This window comes from Enterococcus sp. AZ103 (genome assembly GCF_051714685.1).
Classification (GTDB): domain Bacteria; phylum Bacillota; class Bacilli; order Lactobacillales; family Enterococcaceae; genus Enterococcus_A; species Enterococcus_A alishanensis.
The window spans coordinates 369995-389076 of sequence record NZ_JBIOSI010000002.1 but is presented as its reverse complement, the minus strand read 5'-3'; the positions used below and the strand labels follow the sequence as shown (position 1 = coordinate 389076).

Genomic DNA, 19082 nt, shown 5'->3' with positions numbered 1-19082 from the left:
AGAAAATACGGAGGAATTTAAAATGAAAAAATTATTAATTGGTTTAGTCTTGGTCGTTGTTCTTATATTTGGTGGACTGAAAATTGCTGAAACAGTTGTGATGGGTGGTACTGATTATTATGTCCAAATCACTGATGATGGCACAAAAACTTTAGAACAAGATGATTCTGGCAACGCGATTACTAAATACAGTTATCAATTAACTGGTTATGATAAAGAAGGTCAAGAAAAAGTATTGGATTTTTCAGCTTTTAAGGATCGACCTTTAAAACGTGATGCTTATTTAAAATTAACCTGGAATCAGAAAAAAGGGGTGACTTCTTATGAAGAAGTCCAAAAAAACGATTTACCCCAAAAGGCTGAAACAAAATTAAGCAAATAGGAGAATTGAAAATGGAAAAAATTGTAACTGTTGAAGAAATTAAAAAAACATACGGTACTGGTAAAAAAACTGAAGCGTTAAAGGGTATTTCCTTTGAAATTGAAAAAGGTGATTTTGTTGGTATTATGGGTGCCTCGGGTTCTGGGAAATCGACGTTATTAAATATTTTAGCAACTTTAGATAAACCAACCAGTGGACAAGTGACCATTAACCAACAACCAACGCAAAATTTAAAAGGCAATCAATTGGCTGATTTTCGCAGTAAAGAAATTGGCTTTATTTTCCAAGATTTTAATCTATTAGAAAATTTAACTGCAGCTGAAAATATTTCGGTACCGTTATCCTTACAAAATGTAAAAGCGAAAGAAATTAAAGTTCGGGTTAAAAAAATTGGACAACGTTTAGGTATTTCAGAAATTTTAAACAGCTATCCAGCTGAAATTTCCGGCGGACAAAAACAACGAGTCGCTGCTGCCAGAGCCTTAATTACCCAACCAACGATCTTATTAGGAGATGAGCCAACAGGTGCGCTAGATTCTAAAAGTGCCAGGGCCTTATTGGATACCATGACGGATTTGAATCAAGAGGATCAAGTTTCTATTTTGTTGGTGACTCATGATCCATTTTCAGCAAGCTTTACTGATCGAATTTTGTTTATTAAAGATGGGGTCATCTATCAAGAATTAAATCGTGGAACAGCCAGTCGAGAACATTTTTATCGTGAAATCTTAGCGGTAGTGGCTGATTTAGAACAGTAGGGAGTGGGAAAATGTTATTAAAACTGTCACTTAGCGGAATGAAAAATCGCTTGCGGGATTATTTAGTCCTGTTCTCAGGATTGGTGGTTGCCGCTGGAATCTTTTATATGTTTGAAATATTGGCCTCTAATGAAGCTTTTTTAAAAAGTAACTCAACTATCTCAGCAGTGGTATTTATCTTTCATTTAGGGTCAATTTTATTAGGAATTATCACATTGGTTTATATTTTATATGCCAATTCCTTTTTAATGACGATGCGACAACGAGACTACGGACTGTTTATGATGTTAGGAGCCAAAAGTCGAAAAATCGCACAATTGATCTTTTTAGAAACCTTTTTTGTCGGTATTGCGGCAACAATTGTTGGTGTATTGTTAGGCATTGGGCTAGCAGCTGGAGTGAATCAGTTACTCGTTCACCAATTGAATTTAACTGTTAGCCATTTTTCACCCGTTCATTTTTCGGCTTTTTTAACTACGCTTATTTTCTTTGTAATAATCTTTTTTGTGGCAGCAATATTAAACGCTACAAAAATTGTAAAACTGCCAATTTTAAATCTATTGAAGGATGCCGATACACCGGTTCAAGTGAAACGGTCAAAATTATTGTTATTTGTTGAAACATTGGCTGGTATTGCTTTACTTGGCATTGGTTATTTCATGATGTTTAAAGTGATGAATTTTGGTATCTTTGCTTTAGTTATCGCATTGGTCACAATTGTTTTAGGAACTTACTTTGTGTTTGATGGGGTAATTATATTTATTATATCGTTGTTGAAACGGTCAGCTAATTTGGCTTTAAATAAATTAAATAATTTTACTTTGGCACAATTAACATTTCGACTAAAAGACTATACCAAAATGCTATCAATGGTAGCGATGATTTTTGCTTTGGCTTTAGGCGCTGTCACAGTCGGCTTAGGTTTTCACAAAGAAATTACGAAAATGACCGAAGCAACCAACACTTATGATTTAGTTTTAAATAACAGTCAAAAAGTGGCGCAGGGGCAAGTCAGAAAATTACAGCCAATATCAAACACCAGCTACCAAATGAAAGAAACGGCTGACTCAGTCTATTTCATTCAATCTGAATTTAATCAAACCCCTTTAAAAGTAGTTGAAATGAAAGAAGCTGGAGATTTTACAAAATCTGAATACTCTGGCGATCGTCTGGCAACAGATGTGACTGCCAGTGATCAATTAAGAAACTTAGAATTACCTAGCCAACGCTCGAAGAATCAAGTTTTTCTATCAGAAAGTGATTTTGCGGCATTACCAGAAAATACCAGTAGTTTACAGTTAATTCAAGTGAAAGATTTCTCAACATCCTTAGAAAAAATTGCTGATTTGGTGGCATTAAATCAAAAAAATAATCCTGAATTATCCGGTGATAACAATTTAAGTTTGTCACAAAAGTATGATGCCTATACTGTCTACAATAGCTTATTCTCCGGGTTTGAATTTATGGGCTTCTTTTTAGGATTGGCTTTTCTAACCATGTTGGCAAGTTGCTTGATGTTTAAAATCTTATCAGGTGCAGCCAGTGATGCGATTCGTTATCAAATGTTAAACAAAATCGGTGCTCGCCGAAATTTATTACAAAGTGCTTTAAAAAAAGAAATCGGTATCCTTTTCTTAGTCCCAGGGATCTTAGGGATTTTCCATGTTTTGTTTGGTCTGCAAATGTTTAAATCCTTGTTGCAACAACCTTACCAAGGAATATGGTTGCCTTTCTTAATTTTCACTGTGCTTTATATACTGTACTATTTCTTAACAGTTTGGTTATATAGTGGGATTGTCTTACCAAAAGAAAAAAATTCCTAAAAATAATTTTATCTGCAATGAACTGTATTCAGTCACTATAAAAGGTGATGGATGCAGTTTTTTTGTACTTATAAGAAAGTCAAATTAAAATAGCTTGGTAAAGCTAACATATACTAGCAAGTATGTTTTTTTAAAACGTTTTATCCTTAAAGGATAGTAAATCCTTAATTTTTAGAGGTATTTTTTTAATTAATTATTCCATTTAGAAATTATTAAAAAAAGAATTTTTTCGTTAATTTTGTTAATTATTGAAATATAACGCTATTAATCAAAAAATTATTTTAAATATTGAATATTTTTACTGTTAATATTATAATAAAATTAAATATTATTGTCGATTGTTGTTTGTTTTTTTATATGAAGGAGGATAGAAAGGGGAAAGAGTTAAGTGGAAAAAAATAAAATTGCTCGTTTGTTATGTTTCTTATTTGTCTTTTTACTTTGCGCACAGCAGCCAGCTACGGTACTGGCGCAAGAAATAGCACAGCAAGATTCTGAGGGAATTTTAAGCAAAGAGGAACAAGATCCAGGATTAACTAATAGTTCGATTGATGAGGCCTTAGAGAATAATTCCTTGTCTGAAACAAATGAAGTAGCAGAAGAACCAGTAATTCAATCAGAAGAGGTTCCAACAGAATCAGATGATAGTGCACCTCAGGCAGCTACAACAGTTGTAAATTTTCAAGTGAATTCTAATGAAAATCAAAATTCTATGAATCTTTCTTTGAGAAAAATTGGTGAAGAAGAGTGGATTACACAAGATTTTTCTAGTCATGCGAGTCAAATCACACTAGAAAACGATGTTGCCTACGAATTTGTAATCAATTATGCTTCTAGCACCACATTTGGTAGTACTTCGAGGTACTACAGTTATAAAGTAACTGGAACAAAACTTGAAACTAATGGAACAAATTTAACTATTGAGATGAGTAGCAGTTATAAACCAGAAGACATTGACAATTTGTATTCAATTAATTCAGGGGTAGGCTTCTTTAACATAAAAATTAATGATTTTAGCAAGCTAAAGCTCGCAGCTGAGAAAGAAGCTGGATATACACGTTACTTTAAAACTAATCCTGAACGCTATCAAACCCACTTAACGTTATATGATAATAAAGATGGCACAATTGTTCCTTATCAAGGTGTTTCTGCAACTTTTGGTAATCGCTACATTATCCATAAGTTTGCAAATTATTCTTTTGTCACTGAAGGCAATGGGATTGCTACTGCAAAAGCTGGCGTGAAGGACTACGGAGTTGGTCCGAGTGTAACCGACATTAAATTGGATGCTCTGGAAAATTGTACAGTCAACGACGGTCTTGGTTTGTTATATAGTACGATTATTCTACAAATTGAACCGAGTATCGAATTCACTCAATTAATCAGTGGTAGCCAGATTGAAATTTTGGCAGCCGATGGTTTGACTACATCAGTTGGTGGAAATAATATTTTGAAATATTCCTTTAATGACGGAGCTACTAACGAAGCAAACTTAATGGTAAAAGTAAGCGCTCCCGGAACAGCAGATATCCAGTTGGCGATCCAAGTAACGCCAGCAGGTGATTTCACAATTACTAACTTAACTGAGGCAGAACAGGACGCCTCAAAAATTACTGTCCAAACAGAGGGGTCTGAACGTAAGATTCAAATTCATCAAATGGCAGTTGGTGAAATTACAGCCATTGTAAACGGTCAAGCAGTTATTGATTTTCCAGCGCTTGAAGCGATTGCGACAATGAATTCGATTGTCAATAATGCTGTAAATCGCTACGATGGAAAATTGCGTGTAATTAATAGTACGGATCAAAAAGTTTATTTTGATAGTATGATGCCAGTTGTTGGAGATAATTCAAACTTCTACGTTTTGCGTGGTGGTTCAGCGACTAGAATGTTTGATTATTATCGTAAGATTTACAATCCAGCGATGGAAGCAGCTGGAGAAACAGAAAAAGTTATTCCTGCAGATGAAATAACTCCGTGGAATGCCAAAATTGTTTATGATTTTGAAAATATCGTTGGTAAAAGCATGTATACAGCCATGTTGGAATTGTATCAAACCGATCCTGAGTTAGTCGCAGAATTCGGAAATATTTCTGATTTAACGGAATTACCAGATGAAGAGATCTATAATCATTTAATTGGTGATGGGCAAAGCAATAGTTTCCCAGGATATCCTGCTGACACTTGGGGTGGTAATCCAAATGCAGACTATGCTTATAACGTCAATGGTACTTATTTCCATGTCAAAGAAACCGATAAAAAAATGTTGGCTTTGTATTTACGGGCAACTTTCACTCAAGCTCTTTCAGTTTCTTTAGATAACAATTTATATCCACTTAGTAGTATCGGGGCAGGTGACGCAGGGCTTCGTTACAGTAGTTACATTAATGGAACTGAACGAAACAGAGAAATCATGCGCGAATTTGTGGCAGCGTATCCTTCAATTGAGGCAGATGGCAGCATTGATTTTCCTAATTTTTCGGCTGTTGTTGATCAAGGTGTGATTTTTGCTGCTTATGAAGGAACAAATATTTTGTCAGGCCTGAATTTGGAAATTTCGGTGAGAGATACGCAACAAGGAGAGGTAATAACCCGTTATGTTGATGAAAATAATGAGGAAATCGTGCAATCTGACAGTCAAACAGGAAATTTCGGTGACGAATACTCAACAAGCGCTAAAAATATTACTGGTTATACTTTAGATGAGACAAAATTGCCGACAAATGCCAATGGATATTTTGCTCTTAATCCGATTACAGTAACCTATGTCTACAAAAAGTCAGATCCAGTGAATCCGCCTATTCAAATTGGTACAGTAATCACTCGTTTTGTTGATCAGCAAGAAAACGAAATTACTGGTCGTCGAAGACAAACCGGAGCTGTCGGGGCGAACTATAGAGCTAATGCTATTGAAATTGCTGATTACATTTTAGATGAAACAAAATTACCGACAAATGCGACCGGTCAATATATCAATGGCACAATTTTAGTAACCTATGTTTACAACAAAAATGATAGTCCATCAACGGGAAAAGCATTGGTGATTACCCGTTTTGTTGATCAAAGTGGAACAGAAATTGCTAATATTAAGCGTCGATATCAAGAAGGGGCCGTTGGTGATCCGTATAATACTAAACCAATTGAAATTCCAGGGTATATGTTAGACTTGTCGAAGCTTCCAGAAAATGCTTCTGGTCTCTTCACAGCAGAAACAATTTATGTTACTTATGTATATAAAAAGATTGTTACAGAACCAATTAATCCTAATGATCAAACAACTGTTACCACTAGATTTGTGGATCAAAATGGGGTTGAAATTGCAAGAAGTCGTACTCAAAACGGGGTAATCGGTACTGATTATACGACTCAAGCAATTGATGTTTTAGGCTATCGTTTGGATCAGACGAGGTTGCCAGAAAATGCAAGTGGACAATTTACGGCTGAGCCAATTATGGTAACTTATGTCTATCAAAGAATGACTAGTGGTGGCACTATTCCTAATACCGGCTCACCAATTACCACTGGAACAACGCCGATAACGTCTAAAAATTTACCAAATACTGGAGAACAAGCTTCCGGTTACTTGATTGTTTTGGGAGTCGCGTTAATGGGACTTGCTAGTATCCTAATATTTATCAAAAAACGTAAAATGAATAACTAAGAAAAAGCCGCGAAATGATTTTATTCATCTCACGGCTTTTATAGCCACCCATTCTCCTTGGCTTTCTCAGCCGCATCAATCCGATTTTTAGCTGCTAATTTACTGATGATTTCTGAAATATAATTACGAATCGTGCCGTCAGACAGGTAAAGTTTGGCGGCAATTTCTTTGGAGGTAGCGCCTTTGGCAATCAAATTCAAAATTTCTTGCTCTTTTTGGCTCAATGGATTTTTTTGATTGTTCATATAACCAGTAATTAACGAAGGTTCATAAAAAGTTTTTCCTTCCATGGCGGCTCGAATATGGTTAATCAATTCTTCGCTAGGAGTATCCTTTAACAAATAAGCGGAGACTTTTGCCGCCACAGCTCGTTCAAAATAACCGTCGCGAGCAAAGGTAGTTAAAATAATTACTTTGGTGGGACTTGCTGTTAATTCTTCAGCTATATCCAAACCAGTTTTTTCCGGCATTTCGATGTCAGTCAATAAAATATCTGGTTTAAATTCTGACAGTAATTTCATGGCTTCAGCGCCATCTTTCGCTGTTCCAACAACTTCTAAATCGTCTTCTAAATTTAAAATCATGGCTAAAGCAGAAGAGAGCACGCCTTGGTCTTCAGCGATTAAGACTTTAATCATTTTCAACCTCCTTTAAGGGAATATTAAAACGTAATAGGGTTCCTTTATCTTCTTGAATCACAAAAGAACCGTTGATTTTTTCGATGCGTTCTTTCATGCCCGTTAGTCCGTTGCCTGTAATAATATCTTTCGTACCGATTCCGTTATCTTTGATACTGACTTGAAGATAATTTTGGGCTTTTTGAAAAGCAATCGTGCAATAGGATGCTTTACTGTGGCGCACTATATTTGTGACAGCTTCTCGTAGAATGCTGCTAAATTCAGTTTGCTGTGGCGGCGCTAATTCAGCTGCTAATTCTTCATTTTCAGTGGTTAAAATAATTTTAGCCGCTGTTAAGGCTTGGTTGACGTCAATTAATTCTTCAGCCACGGTTCGTTGTCGCATATCTGAGACAATTTCCCGTACTGTTTTTAAAGTTGAACGGGAGATTGTTTCAATCTCTTTTAGTTCGTTTTCTACTAATGCCGGTTTTTTATATAAGATTTTTTGAGCCAAATCCAGTTTAATTGTCATGACGGATAAAGATTGGCCTAAAGAATCATGTAATTCGCGAGCGATACGGTTTCGTTCTTCTCCTTTAATGACGCCTTCCATTCGTTTATTGGCTTGATAATATTGTTTTCGTTGTTCTTGCTGATGATAAAATTCTTGACCAGCTAGCGGTGCGACTAGAGTAAATAAGCTAAAACCAATCGTCATTACCAATTGATCGCCACCACCTAAAACAGGGTAGCGAACCGGGCCAAAAATTAAACCAATCGTCATCAAAATAATTTGTAAAATAAATAATTGCCAAAACGTTCGGTTGCGGATTTTTGAAAAACCTAATTTCCAAGCGGGAAACATGAAAAGCTGGATAAAACCTAATGTCAGAACATAAAATAAGGCAATCAGATATTGCAGAACAATCCAATAAATGAAATATTTTCCATCAAATAAAGTATTACGATAAAACCATGCAAACAGTAAAAGTGACAAACCAGCTATTTGTTTTAAAAAAGTATCATAGGGAAACAATGACATCATGGGAATCAAGAGAAACAGCAGCCATATTAATGAGGAAATTGTCTCTCCAGCTGGAAATAAGCGAAATTTATTCATAGGAAATCCTTTCCAAACGGTTACTATAATTAAATCGGAAAATCCGCTTTTTAGCAATAAGAATTAAATTTTTTTGCGATTAAAGATTAATTTTGCAATGAAAATAAATAATAAGATATAAAGAATATTACCGATAACTAATTGATGAGTCGATAATAAGGTCATTTTTGAAAGTGAGCTATTGGCTAATTGATTGGCTAAATTCAACATATTAAAAGGATTCCAACGTAACCAAGGAGCTTTATCTAAAGCTATAAATTGTAAGCCCGCCAACATAGAAGACATGAAATATGAACCGATTCCTAACATGCTTGCTAAAGATTCGTTTTTTACAATTAAAGAAATCATCAAAGATAAGCTAGCAAATAGCCACATACCAATAAAACTTGCCAAGATATTCGTCAATAATGTCTCAAAAATTACTGTGTCATTAAAAGCAATTTTGGTAAATAAAATTAAACTGGCAGCAATGGTTGTCACTAGTGCAATCAGATTCAGATAAATTGAATAGCCTATCAAAGTGAAGATTTTTCCTAAGAAAATATCTTTTCGTTGAGGATTATTTTGTAGTAAGTTTTTGATTGTACCATAACGAAATTCCATCGAAAAAATTTGACTGGCCAGATAGACCATGTAAAAGACAATTAGCCAACCGCTGTTAAATAAAACCGGGAGAACTTTTTCGGCAGACATAATGTTGGTAAATTTAGTAACTAAGGCATTGAGAATAATAAAACTTGCTAGGACACTACTTTGTTTCAGAATTAATTGTTGTTTCGTCATTTTATATATTTCTTGTTGGATTGTATTTTTCATTTTTATTCGCTCCTTTAAGCTAATTTGGCCAATAAGCCATCTTCAAAGTCCTCTAATAATTCAGGATGTACAACATTTTCAACTAAATGACCGGCTTTCATTAATAGAACCCGATTGACGATTTGTTCTAACTCACTTAGAATGTGGCTGGAAATTAAAAAGCCAGTGCCCGTCTCGCTGTAAGTTAAAATCGCTTTTTTCAGAAGTTTAACAGAATAAGGATCTAAGCCGTTCATCGGCTCATCTAAAATGATTAAGTCCGGATTATTTAATAATCCAATCGCAATCCCTAAGCGCTGTTTCATCCCTAATGAGTATTCTTTGGTCTTTTGATTAATAAAATCGGTTAAGTCCAATAAATGAATCAAACGATCAATTTCGATCTGAGTGGTTTGCTTTTCCGCCAACATTTTTAGGTGTTCCATTCCAGTCATGAAAGGGTAAAGACCTGGTTGTTCAATCAGTGAAGCCATTTTTATTTGTTGGTGCGCTATTTCTCCAGCGCTTATTGGAATAAAACCTAAAATAGTTTTAATTAAAGTGGTTTTACCGGCGCCATTTGGACCTACCAAGCCGACCACTTCGCCACGATTAATTTGACAGTCAATCTTTTCAAGGGCGTTTTTTCTTTTGAAGCGAACTGTGACTTGTTTTATTTTTATGATTGTATTCATTCTCATTTCCCTCATCTCTTGTTGATAAGGTAAGTGTACTGGAATATTAGAAGCGGTTTAAGAAGCATCCGTCATGACATTCTATGATATTTGTCACAAAAAAAAGACTTGATAAATCTGACGAAAAATCGTCAATTTTATCAAGTCCCTCTATTATACTGTGCCCATTTGGTTCAATGGCCAAATCACAAATTTTGCATTAGAGTCAATTTTATCTCTTTCTATCGAGCCAATAAAACGACTGTCTTTTGAAACTCGGCGATTGTCACCTAAAACAAAATAGCTACCTTCTGGAACTTTAACGGAAAAGTCTTCTGACATATTGGCATCCATTGTTAAAGGTAAATCATCAGTTAATTCACTTTTATATTGATCTAAATAATCTTCACTATAAGCCTTGTCATTAATATAAAGTTGATCGTTTTTATAGCTGACTGTTTCGCCAGGTAAACCAATGACACGTTTGATATAGTCTGTGCCAGGATTATCAGGAGCGTCAAAAGTCACGATGTCAAAACGATGAATTTCGCCCAATTTTAAACCAATAATTTTTTCTCGATCTTGTAAAGTTGGATCCATCGATGCACCATTTACAGTAATCGATGAAAAGACGAACATCCGCAAGCCAACCATGAGTGCAATCAAGCAGATGAAATAGACTAAATCTTTCCAAGTAAACCACGATTCTTTTTTCAAACTTGCAGCCTCCTTTTTTTATTTATCATAAAGAAAAAGTCTAGATTAAGCAATCTATTCTGAAAGTTCTTTTAAAAACATTAAAATAATGGTGATTTTTTTTCATCAGGTGTAAAGTATAATAAATCAATTAGTCAGAAGGTTCCCTATGAAAAAATCAGGATTTCGCTATATAGCTATTTTAGTTACTCTAATCATCTCAGTCAGCGGCTTTTATTTTTCTCAAAAAAAGACACCTGTTCAAAAAAAGGTCGCTTTTTCAAGCACTGAACAGATCATTCAATATTTGAAGGAAAAAGATTTTAATGGAGTTGCTTTAGTGGTAAAAGATAAAAAAATACAGTTATCAGCTGGTTTTGGTTACGCTGATTATCAGCAAAAAATTAAAAACACGGCTGAAACAAGCTTTCCCATCGCTTCAATTCAAAAAACTATAACAGGTAGCTTAATTGCTGAAGCCGTTGCGGAGGGTAAAATAAGTTATGATCAACCGATTGTCGATTTTTATCCAGAATTAGCCAACAGTAGTCAAATTACCATTCGACAATTGTTAAATCAAACTTCGGGTATTCAAATGGAAGAAACTGATCCAGGGGAGTTTTTAGAGACGCAAGACAGCCAGTTGAACTATGTTTTATCTGAATTAACAGTTGCTGACCAAATTGACTTTGAGTATACCAATGCTAATTATTCTTTACTAGCAGGGATTTTATCACAAGTCTATCAGCTTGATTATGCCGAGTTGTTTAGCGAAAAAATCAGTACACCGTTGCAATTAGATCACACTTATTTTTCTCAAGATTTGTCAGCGGACACCTCTTACGCTAAAGGGTACCCCTCCGAAGCTTCCCTTAAAAACTCTGAGGTGGCAGAAGAGTCATTGCCTGATGCTGCCAATTTATTTTCAAGTTTGCTAGGTGCTGGTAATCTTTTAATGTCGGCTGAAAATTTGTGGCAAGTGGAATCAACTTTTCCAAATAGTAGTGAATTACAAAGCTTATTGGTTTCAGATAGCAATTATGCTGGTGGTTATTGGTTAGATAATCAACAGTTGATTGGCTTAGGTTCAATTGGGGCATACGCATCGGTTCTTTTAATGGATCAAAATCGTGATAGTGGAGTTATTTTATTATGCAATCAAGCCAATCAAAATGATCTAGGAGAAATTGCAAATAAATTATGGACAATCAGTCAAGAATAGGAGAATCTAAATGGCGTTCATTGGTATTCTAGTAATCATTTTAATCACAACAACATTGGCTGCCCATTTTTCCAAAAGAATCGGCTTACCGGCAGTTATCGGCCAATTGATTGTAGGAGTGGTATTAGGTCAAGGGGGCTTAAATTGGGTGCATCCCAATTTATTGGTGACTGAGTTTTCTGAAATCGGTGTGATCTTGCTAATGTTTATTGCGGGTTTAGAAAGTGATCTGTCATTGTTAAAAAAATATTTTCGACCAGCAATTTTAGTAGCCAGCTTTGGGATAGTATTACCCTTGATTTTAGCTTTTGCCGGCGGGAAATTGTTACAAATAGCCAGCAATCAAGCACTGTTTTTCGGAATTATTTTGGCAGCCACTTCGGTAAGTATTTCCGTAGAGGTTTTAAAAGAATTACGGGTGCTGGATAGTAAAGAAGGAGCCACCATTTTAGGTGCAGCCGTCTTAGATGATATTTTGACTGTCTTATTAGTAAGCTTTAGTGTGGCGTTTATTGCGGAAAAAAATCAATCTTCTTTGAGTGAGAACTTCTTTGTTTTGGCAAAAGAAATCGGCTTTTTTGTGTTTATTTTCTTTTTAGTGAAGTGGATTGCACCGTTTTTAATGAAGTTAGCTCAAAGATTATTCACTACATCAGCTGTGATTATTGTTTCACTAATCATCTGTTTAGGAATGGCATATTTTGCTGATTTCGTTGGTTTGAGTTCAGTCGTCGGGGCTTTTTTTGCCGGAATTGCGGTAGGTCAAACAGAAGTGAAAGAGTTAGTGAATCAAAACATGGAGGCTTTAGGCTATTCAATATTTATTCCGGTCTTTTTTGTCAGTATCGGTTTAGAAGTAAATTTCCAATCGATGGCAACTCAACTAGGTTTTATTTTACTAATGGTAGTCATTGCGGTAGCATCAAAATTATTAGGTGGATTTTTTGGAGCCAAAATATCTGGTTTTGAAAATAATAGCGCTTGGATGATTGGTTCAGGTATGGTCTCCCGTGGAGAGATGGCATTAATTATTTTGCAATTAGGTAGTGCCAATCTTTTAGTAGCAGACAAATATTATTCTTCATTAGTAATGATTATTTTATTTAGTACGTTGCTGTCACCATTAATTTTAAAATATTTCACTCAAAAAGTTTATCCGAAAATTTAACAAATTTCCGTCAAAAAAAGGCGGGAATTTTTTTAAGCAAAAATAGTGACAAAATGTCACCGAACAAGTATACTCATTTCATCAAGTAACAAAGTGTTACCGAAAATGGAGGAGAAAAATGAATACAACTTTAATTTTAGCCATCATCACCATTACTTTAGCATTAATTTTTTATACGATTGGTGTTTTTTCAGAAAGAAGAAGTGGCGAACTAAATTGGAAGCATGTCGGATTATTTGCATTAGGTTTAATTTTTGATACGACTGGTACGACAATTATGTCTGGGCTAGTAACTGCTGGTAACGCCGCCAATCCTTTACATCAGATTACTGGTATGTTGGCGATTTTATTAATGGCTTTTCATTTGATTTGGGCAATAATTGTCTTACTTCGCAAAAATGAAAAAGCCAAAGCAACCTTTCATAAATTTAGTTTAGTCGTCTGGTTATTCTGGTTGATTCCTTATGTGATCGGGATGTTAATCGGAATGGGCGTTTAGAAAGAAGGAAGAACAATGCAAGCAAAACCAAAAACATTTGCCTTAGTTATTTTTATTTTAGGCGTTTTTATGTCGGCGTTAGATAATGGAATTATTTCTAGCGCATTAACGACGATTGAGTATAGTTTTAATATTAGTGCTGTTCAAGGTACTTGGGGAATCACCTTGTATACGTTAGGAATGGCGATTGCAACACCGATTATCGGCAAATTAGCAGATAAATTCGGTCGCAAGAAATTATTTTTGATTGAAATTTCCATTTTTGCGCTAGGCTCACTATTAGTCGCTTTAAGTCCTAGCTTTATTTTCTTTTTGGCAGCGCGCTTGCTTCAATCTTTTGGTGGCGGGGGGATTTTTATTATTGCTTCTAGTCATATTTTATCGACTTATTCAAAAGAAAAACAAGGTGCTTTATTAGGAGCATTAGGTGCGATTAACGGAATTGCTTCAGTCGTTGGGCCCAATTTAGGTAGTTTAGTTTTGAATGTGACAGGACATTGGAGTTGGCTGTTTTTAATTAATTTGCCGATCGCAGTATTTGTCATCATTGCTGGTTTGATCGCAATCCCAGAAACCAAACAAAGTCACACGCAACAATTGGATATTCGTGGTTTAACTTTATTAACCTTTGGAATCTTGAGTTTTATGTTGGCGATCACTAATTTACAAAGTGGTGCATTATTGGCTAGCCTATTGACAGTAAAAGTTTTAGGTTTGTTTGCTTTAGGAATTGTTTTCTTTGGCGCATTTGTCTGGGCTGAAAAAAATATCAAAGTTAAAACCGATCCATTTTTACCTTATAGCTTATTAAAGAGTCAAGGATTTTTATTGACGTTATTGATGGGATTATTATCTGGTACTTTGATTGCTATTTTTGTCTTTATTCCGAGCTTTGTGGAACAAACTTTTGGGATTTCAGCTAACAATAGCGGTATTTTCATGAGCGGAATTGGTTTGGGTTCGATTGTTGGTGCTGGTCTTGGTGGGATGTTGGTATCAAAACTAGGGGCAACCAGAACAATTACGTTATCTGGAATCATTTCCACAATTGGATTTGGTTTAATTGCCTTTTTTGGGATAAGTACAATTTTATTTATTGCCGCTTCAAGTGTTGCCGGTTTAGGTTTTGGGATGTTGATGGGGGCGCCATTTTCTGTTTTAATCAACCAAATTGCTGGAGCAAAAGACAGTGGCGTCGCCTTAGGAACCTTATCTGTCAGCCGTCAAATTGGTTTAACGATTGCGCCAACCTTATATGCGACGATTGTTCAAAATGGCTTTAGTGAGTTTGCTAAAAGTGTTGGCGGAAGTCATTTATCAGTGGAAGCTCTCTATTTAAAACTACAAAAATTAGGTGATACTGTTCAAATTAATTTATTTCATCAAACGGCACAATCTGCTTATCAAGGATTGTTTTTATTAGCAGTAGCAGCTTCGTTGATTATTCTGGCAGGCGGTTTTTATTTAAATCGTAAAAAAATCTAAGTTAAACATCTTTTTAATTATAGTATAATGATGTAAAAAGGTAGGTGCGAAATTTGATTCCTTACGAGCGTCAAAAAAAAATTTTACAATTAATAAAAGATCAAGGATTAATTTATACTGAAAATTTACAAGCTCAAGTACCTGAGATTTCGATTTCGACATTGCGGAGAGATCTCGTAGAGCTAGAAAAAACTGGCGAAATTGAAAGGTTATCTGGCGGTGCTGTGCGGGCTTTTCTAACCGAAAATGAATTACCGGTAATGACCAAAGCGATACGCCATACAAAAGAAAAACAATATATTGCTAGACTTGCGGCAAACGAAGTGACTAATGGAGATATCGTATATTTGGATTCTGGCTCCAGTGGGACAATCCTTTTTAGAGAACTGTTAAAACTGCCCATTCATATCGTAACGTCAAATATGGAACTCACTAAATATAGTGGGGAGATTAAGGCAAAAGTAACTTTTTTAGGAGGTACTTTCAACAGTGAATTATCTTCCGTTTCCGGTCCTGTAACGATTGAAAATATTCAAAATTTTATTTTTGATAAATCTTTTATTGGGGCAAATGGGCTTGATGTGACATTCGGTATTACAACACCTAGCCTAGAAGAAACAGCTAAGAAAAAAGAAGTGTTAACCCACTCAAAAAATACTTATTTATTAGCGGACCATTCGAAATTTGGGGTGGTTTCTCAAGTAAAAATATACGATATTCATCAGGTAACAGTTATTTCTGATAAATTTGACCAAGAAATTGCGGATAAAACAAGAATGATTTATCAATAATATTTTCTCAACTACTTACTCAAAAATGAGATAAGTAGTTTTTTTTCGTTGAAAATCATGTAAATTCACAAAAAATCGTGTATAATCATATAAAATCATAAAATTTCATCATTCTTCATGAAATAACTTCATGAATTGCATGAAGCTTTTTCTATTATGCTTAAGCCAGAAAAAGAAAGAAGGTCTGGCAACATGGAAATTGTTAATGGATTTAAATTGATGGATTATGCAAAAGAACATCAATTAGTCTTACCAGCATTTAATACGACGAACTATGAATTGACCGCTGGAATAATTAAAGGATATCAAGAAATGGGTTTGGGAGGATATATTGCGATTTCTTCTAGTAATTTAAAATTATCCAATCCTAAAATTATTGCCGACATGGTTAGGTCCACTATGATTGAATGTGATACGCCAATAGCACTTCATTTAGACCATGGAAAAAGTTTTGAAGATGTAAAAGCGTGTATTGATGCAGGATTTACTTCAATCATGGTAGATGCATCACATCTTCCTTTGGATCAAAACATTGCTGAGGTAAGAAAAGCGGTTGAATATTGTCATTTTTATGGTATTCCTGTTGAAGCTGAACTAGGTGCTATTTCTGGTAAAGAGGATGACCATATCTCTGAAGAGGATGCTAAGACAGATCCAGCTGATGTATTGTCTTTTGTTGAAGAAACCGGATGTGATTTGTTAGCGGTTTCAATTGGAAATGTCCATGGAATGGATTTATCACCTCATTTGGATTTTCCATTGTTGAAAGAAATTGCTGAAATTTCGACTGTGCCCTTGGTTCTGCATGGGGGTTCAGGAATTCCATTTGATCAGGTGAGAAGAGCAAAAGCTGAAAATTTGATTAAAGTAAATTATGGATCAGACTTACGACAAGCTTTTATTCGAACTTTTGGACAAGCATATGAGCAAAATCACAATGAATTTAATGTCATGCAACTTTCTAAAGATGCTATCGCTAATGTTGAAGAACGAGTGAAAACCATTATAAAGGAAGTGAATATCAACTAAAAGAGAAGGGGAACCAGAGATGAACGAACGGCAAGTTCAAATGATTAAAGATTTTGCAGCAGTTTCACCTAAGTTTTTAACATCAGATTTTTTTGTAGAAAAGTTTGGTGTGACTACGCGAACTGTGCAGTCGGATATAAAAAGGATCAAAGAAAATCTCAAGGAACTATCATTTGCTCAATTATTTTCAGTGACATCTAAAGGAAGCAAATTATTGATTCAAGAAGGGACGCTTTTTCAACAATTTTTAGCTCAGTTTGGTCCGGCAGCCAGTATCAATCAAACAGATCGGGTTCGACAATTAAGTATTTTTCTGCTTAATCAAAAAAATCCTATTACTCGGGTGAAATTAGCTAGTCGTTTGTTTGTTTCTCTTTCTACTCTAGACAACGATTTAAAAGCGGCAAATCAGCTTTTTGCAGAATATCGGATTCAAATCATTGGCAAACGAAATCGAGGACTTGAAATAAATGCTAGTGAAGCTGATAAAAGAAAATGCCTGCTGAAGTTGGGATTAGTAGAGATGAACCATGAAGAAAAAGAATTAACCAGTCATTTAGCTAGACGCAGTGAAATTGAAAAAACACTGGTGGGGACTTTATTGAAATATCAATATCATGTTTCTGAAACATTATTTCAAAATTTAGTTGTCCATGTCGAGCTAGCCATTCAACGCATGAAAAAAGGATTCTATCTGATTGAGCAAGATCTTATTGAATATGAAGGACTTGACAGTGAACACCAAGTTGCAAAAGAAATTTTTGAACTGATTAGTCAACGAACGTCTTTTAAGTTTAATCAAGCGGAAATATTGAATTTGGCGATCTATATAAAAGGCAAAAGTGATTTCGAAAATGATGATTATATTTCTGAGGAAGTCAATGATTTCATCTTGAATAGTTTAACGGAAATCAATGAAAAATTTGATATCGATCTATCACAAGAAATCGATTTGCGTTTGTCTTTGGCTTTACATTTGATGCCCTTAATCATACGTATGAAATATGGCATGCAAAATCATAATCAATTACTTGAAGAAATCAAACTATCCTTTCCTTTGGCTTTTGATATCGCCGCATTTATGAGTTTGTTGTTACAAGATAAAGTTGGGGAAAAAGTAAAAGAAAGTGAAATCGCTTATTTAGCAATTTATTTCAATCAATATTTAGCCAAATACAATGATTTGACTGGTGCAAAACGAATTTTGATTCTTACCAGTCTCAAACGAAGTGAAAGCATTTTATTACGCCAACGTTTTGCCACCTGGTTTCCAAAAGAAATATCAGTCCTAACTCTGGCAAATACGAACGAACTAGCCAGTCTTGAGCTGGAAAAATATGATGTGATTTTTTCAACAGAACAAACGGAAACCAGTGAGAAATTAGGCGCTTTATTAATCAATTATTATCCTAGTGAAATGGAATATTCCAAAATAAAATTGGCTATTGATGGTTTTAAAGATAAGTCTGAAATTATTGATTTATTCGCTGAAGCACGTTTTACGTACAGAAGTTTTTCTAGTAAATCAGAGGTTATTAAACAGATTTGTCAGAATCAGATCACGGAAAAAAGTGGTAGACAAGACGCATTAGAAAAAGCGGTATTGCAACGGGAAGAATTAGGCAGTTGTTATTTTGGTAATCAGATTGCTTTACCTCACCCCATTAATCCGATTATGACAGAAACGTTTGTATCAGTTATTTTACTGGAAAATGATTTGGTTTGGGATGAAGAAGGCAACAAAGTTCGTTTAGTCATGTTAGTGGCAATTGAAAAAAATAATGCAAAAGTCTTTCAGCTGTGGAACTATCTGGGAAAGATTATTCAAGACCAAAACTTTGTCAATCGTTTATTAAAGAATCCTAGCTTTGATAACTTTAAAGAAAATTTATCACAAATTCTCGATGGATATGTGTAAAAAATAATGGAGGTATTTTTATGAAATATATATTGGTGTCCCATGGCGATTTAGCAAAAAGCATGTTGGGTAGCGCGCAAATGATTGTTGGAGAACAAGAAGGGGCAGTAGCATTTGGTCTGTATCCCCAAGACGACATTGAAAGTTTAAAAAATCAAATAAGAGAAGCTATTGAAAAATTTGGTGGTGGTGAAGACATTATTTGTTTTACTGACTTATTTAGTGGTAGTCCTTTTAATAGTGTTGTAGCGATGATGGGAGATTTTCCAATTCGCCATATTACCGGCATGAATTTGCCACTGATTTTGGAAGCCTTCATGATGCGAATGAATGAAGAAAATTCAGCTGTTGATATTAGCGAAAAATTATTGGAACAAGCACCCCATACATTTATTGATGTCAATGATTATTTAATGAATAGCCTAGAAGAGGAATAGAGAG

At 35.0% G+C, this 19082-nt stretch carries 17 protein-coding genes; 12 read left to right on the top strand and 5 right to left on the bottom strand.

The features are described from left to right. The first annotated feature begins 22 nt into the window (after window positions 1-22). From ID741_RS16475 to ID741_RS16460, 4 genes are all read left to right on the top strand, one after another. Window positions 23-382: a YxeA family protein gene (locus ID741_RS16475; protein ID WP_438720812.1), complete on the top strand. Its 360-nt coding sequence runs from the start codon at window positions 23-25 to the stop codon at window positions 380-382. A gap of 11 nt (window positions 383-393) precedes the next feature. Then, a complete protein-coding gene (locus tag ID741_RS16470; protein WP_438720811.1) occupies window positions 394-1140 on the top strand; it encodes an ABC transporter ATP-binding protein in 747 nt (248 codons plus the stop codon). An 11-nt stretch (window positions 1141-1151) separates the two neighbouring features. Next, window positions 1152-2963 carry an ABC transporter permease gene (locus ID741_RS16465; RefSeq protein ID WP_438720810.1) on the top strand — a complete coding sequence of 604 codons (1812 nt, stop codon included), beginning with the start codon at window positions 1152-1154 and terminating at the stop codon, window positions 2961-2963. 388 nt (window positions 2964-3351) lie between these two features. After that, window positions 3352-6624: a MucBP domain-containing protein gene (locus ID741_RS16460; RefSeq protein ID WP_438720809.1), complete on the top strand. Its 3273-nt coding sequence runs from the start codon at window positions 3352-3354 to the stop codon at window positions 6622-6624. Between the two features lie 38 nt (window positions 6625-6662). Here ID741_RS16460 and ID741_RS16455 read toward each other — a convergent pair whose 3' ends face one another. The 5 genes from ID741_RS16455 to lepB form a co-directional block, all read right to left on the bottom strand. Further along, a complete protein-coding gene (locus tag ID741_RS16455) occupies window positions 6663-7262 on the bottom strand; it encodes a response regulator transcription factor (protein WP_218325633.1) in 600 nt (199 codons plus the stop codon). After that, window positions 7255-8364 (bottom strand): sensor histidine kinase, encoded by a 1110-nt coding sequence (locus tag ID741_RS16450; protein ID WP_438720808.1) that lies wholly within the window; start codon window positions 8362-8364, stop codon window positions 7255-7257. Before ID741_RS16450 ends, ID741_RS16455 begins: the two co-directional genes overlap by 8 nt. 63 nt (window positions 8365-8427) lie before the next feature. Then, window positions 8428-9180 (bottom strand): ABC transporter permease, encoded by a 753-nt coding sequence (locus tag ID741_RS16445; protein ID WP_438720807.1) that lies wholly within the window; start codon window positions 9178-9180, stop codon window positions 8428-8430. A gap of 14 nt (window positions 9181-9194) precedes the next feature. Next, window positions 9195-9854 (bottom strand): ABC transporter ATP-binding protein, encoded by a 660-nt coding sequence (locus ID741_RS16440; RefSeq protein ID WP_438720806.1) that lies wholly within the window; start codon window positions 9852-9854, stop codon window positions 9195-9197. A gap of 153 nt (window positions 9855-10007) precedes the next feature. Beyond that, window positions 10008-10550, bottom strand: coding sequence for a signal peptidase I (gene lepB / locus ID741_RS16435; RefSeq protein WP_281419016.1), 543 nt, complete (start codon window positions 10548-10550; stop codon window positions 10008-10010). A gap of 148 nt (window positions 10551-10698) precedes the next feature. Between lepB and ID741_RS16430 the strand changes: the two genes are divergently transcribed. The 8 genes from ID741_RS16430 to ID741_RS16395 all read left to right on the top strand — a co-directional run bounded on the left by ID741_RS16430 (window position 10699) and on the right by ID741_RS16395 (window position 19078). Beyond that, window positions 10699-11751 (top strand): serine hydrolase domain-containing protein, encoded by a 1053-nt coding sequence (locus ID741_RS16430; protein ID WP_438720805.1) that lies wholly within the window; start codon window positions 10699-10701, stop codon window positions 11749-11751. Between the two features lie 10 nt (window positions 11752-11761). Further along, the gene (locus ID741_RS16425) at window positions 11762-12919 is read left to right on the top strand and encodes a cation:proton antiporter (RefSeq protein ID WP_438720804.1); all 1158 of its coding nucleotides are present in this window, start codon (window positions 11762-11764) and stop codon (window positions 12917-12919) included. A gap of 118 nt (window positions 12920-13037) precedes the next feature. Then, window positions 13038-13418, top strand: a complete 381-nt coding sequence (locus tag ID741_RS16420; protein ID WP_438720803.1) for an HsmA family protein — start codon at window positions 13038-13040, stop codon at window positions 13416-13418. A gap of 15 nt (window positions 13419-13433) precedes the next feature. Next, on the top strand, window positions 13434-14903 hold the full coding sequence (locus ID741_RS16415; RefSeq protein WP_438720802.1) for an MFS transporter: 1470 nt from the start codon (window positions 13434-13436) through the stop codon (window positions 14901-14903). A gap of 53 nt (window positions 14904-14956) precedes the next feature. Then, window positions 14957-15694 (top strand): DeoR/GlpR family DNA-binding transcription regulator, encoded by a 738-nt coding sequence (locus ID741_RS16410; protein ID WP_438720801.1) that lies wholly within the window; start codon window positions 14957-14959, stop codon window positions 15692-15694. A gap of 192 nt (window positions 15695-15886) precedes the next feature. After that, entirely contained in the window at window positions 15887-16723 is an 837-nt protein-coding gene (locus ID741_RS16405; protein WP_438720800.1) for a class II aldolase, read from the top strand. A gap of 19 nt (window positions 16724-16742) precedes the next feature. Further along, a complete protein-coding gene (locus ID741_RS16400; protein WP_438720799.1) occupies window positions 16743-18641 on the top strand; it encodes a BglG family transcription antiterminator in 1899 nt (632 codons plus the stop codon). A gap of 20 nt (window positions 18642-18661) precedes the next feature. Beyond that, the gene (locus tag ID741_RS16395; protein ID WP_438720798.1) at window positions 18662-19078 is read left to right on the top strand and encodes a PTS sugar transporter subunit IIA; all 417 of its coding nucleotides are present in this window, start codon (window positions 18662-18664) and stop codon (window positions 19076-19078) included. Window positions 19079-19082: the final 4 nt, after the last annotated feature.

What these genes read in the sequence shown, in the direction of transcription:
- ID741_RS16455 (WP_218325633.1), bottom strand. Translation starts at nt 7,262, where the DNA reads ATGATTAAAGTCTTAATCGCTGAAGACCAAGGCGTGCTCTCTTCTGCT.
- ID741_RS16415 (WP_438720802.1), top strand. Translation starts at nt 13,434, where the DNA reads ATGCAAGCAAAACCAAAAACATTTGCCTTAGTTATTTTTATTTTAGGC.
- ID741_RS16400 (WP_438720799.1), top strand. Translation starts at nt 16,743, where the DNA reads ATGAACGAACGGCAAGTTCAAATGATTAAAGATTTTGCAGCAGTTTCA.
- ID741_RS16395 (WP_438720798.1), top strand. Translation starts at nt 18,662, where the DNA reads ATGAAATATATATTGGTGTCCCATGGCGATTTAGCAAAAAGCATGTTG.
- ID741_RS16450 (WP_438720808.1), bottom strand. Translation starts at nt 8,364, where the DNA reads ATGAATAAATTTCGCTTATTTCCAGCTGGAGAGACAATTTCCTCATTA.
- ID741_RS16445 (WP_438720807.1), bottom strand. Translation starts at nt 9,180, where the DNA reads ATGAAAAATACAATCCAACAAGAAATATATAAAATGACGAAACAACAA.
- ID741_RS16430 (WP_438720805.1), top strand. Translation starts at nt 10,699, where the DNA reads ATGAAAAAATCAGGATTTCGCTATATAGCTATTTTAGTTACTCTAATC.
- ID741_RS16405 (WP_438720800.1), top strand. Translation starts at nt 15,887, where the DNA reads ATGGAAATTGTTAATGGATTTAAATTGATGGATTATGCAAAAGAACAT.
- ID741_RS16465 (WP_438720810.1), top strand. Translation starts at nt 1,152, where the DNA reads ATGTTATTAAAACTGTCACTTAGCGGAATGAAAAATCGCTTGCGGGAT.
- ID741_RS16425 (WP_438720804.1), top strand. Translation starts at nt 11,762, where the DNA reads ATGGCGTTCATTGGTATTCTAGTAATCATTTTAATCACAACAACATTG.
- ID741_RS16440 (WP_438720806.1), bottom strand. Translation starts at nt 9,854, where the DNA reads ATGAATACAATCATAAAAATAAAACAAGTCACAGTTCGCTTCAAAAGA.
- ID741_RS16475 (WP_438720812.1), top strand. Translation starts at nt 23, where the DNA reads ATGAAAAAATTATTAATTGGTTTAGTCTTGGTCGTTGTTCTTATATTT.
- ID741_RS16470 (WP_438720811.1), top strand. Translation starts at nt 394, where the DNA reads ATGGAAAAAATTGTAACTGTTGAAGAAATTAAAAAAACATACGGTACT.
- ID741_RS16420 (WP_438720803.1), top strand. Translation starts at nt 13,038, where the DNA reads ATGAATACAACTTTAATTTTAGCCATCATCACCATTACTTTAGCATTA.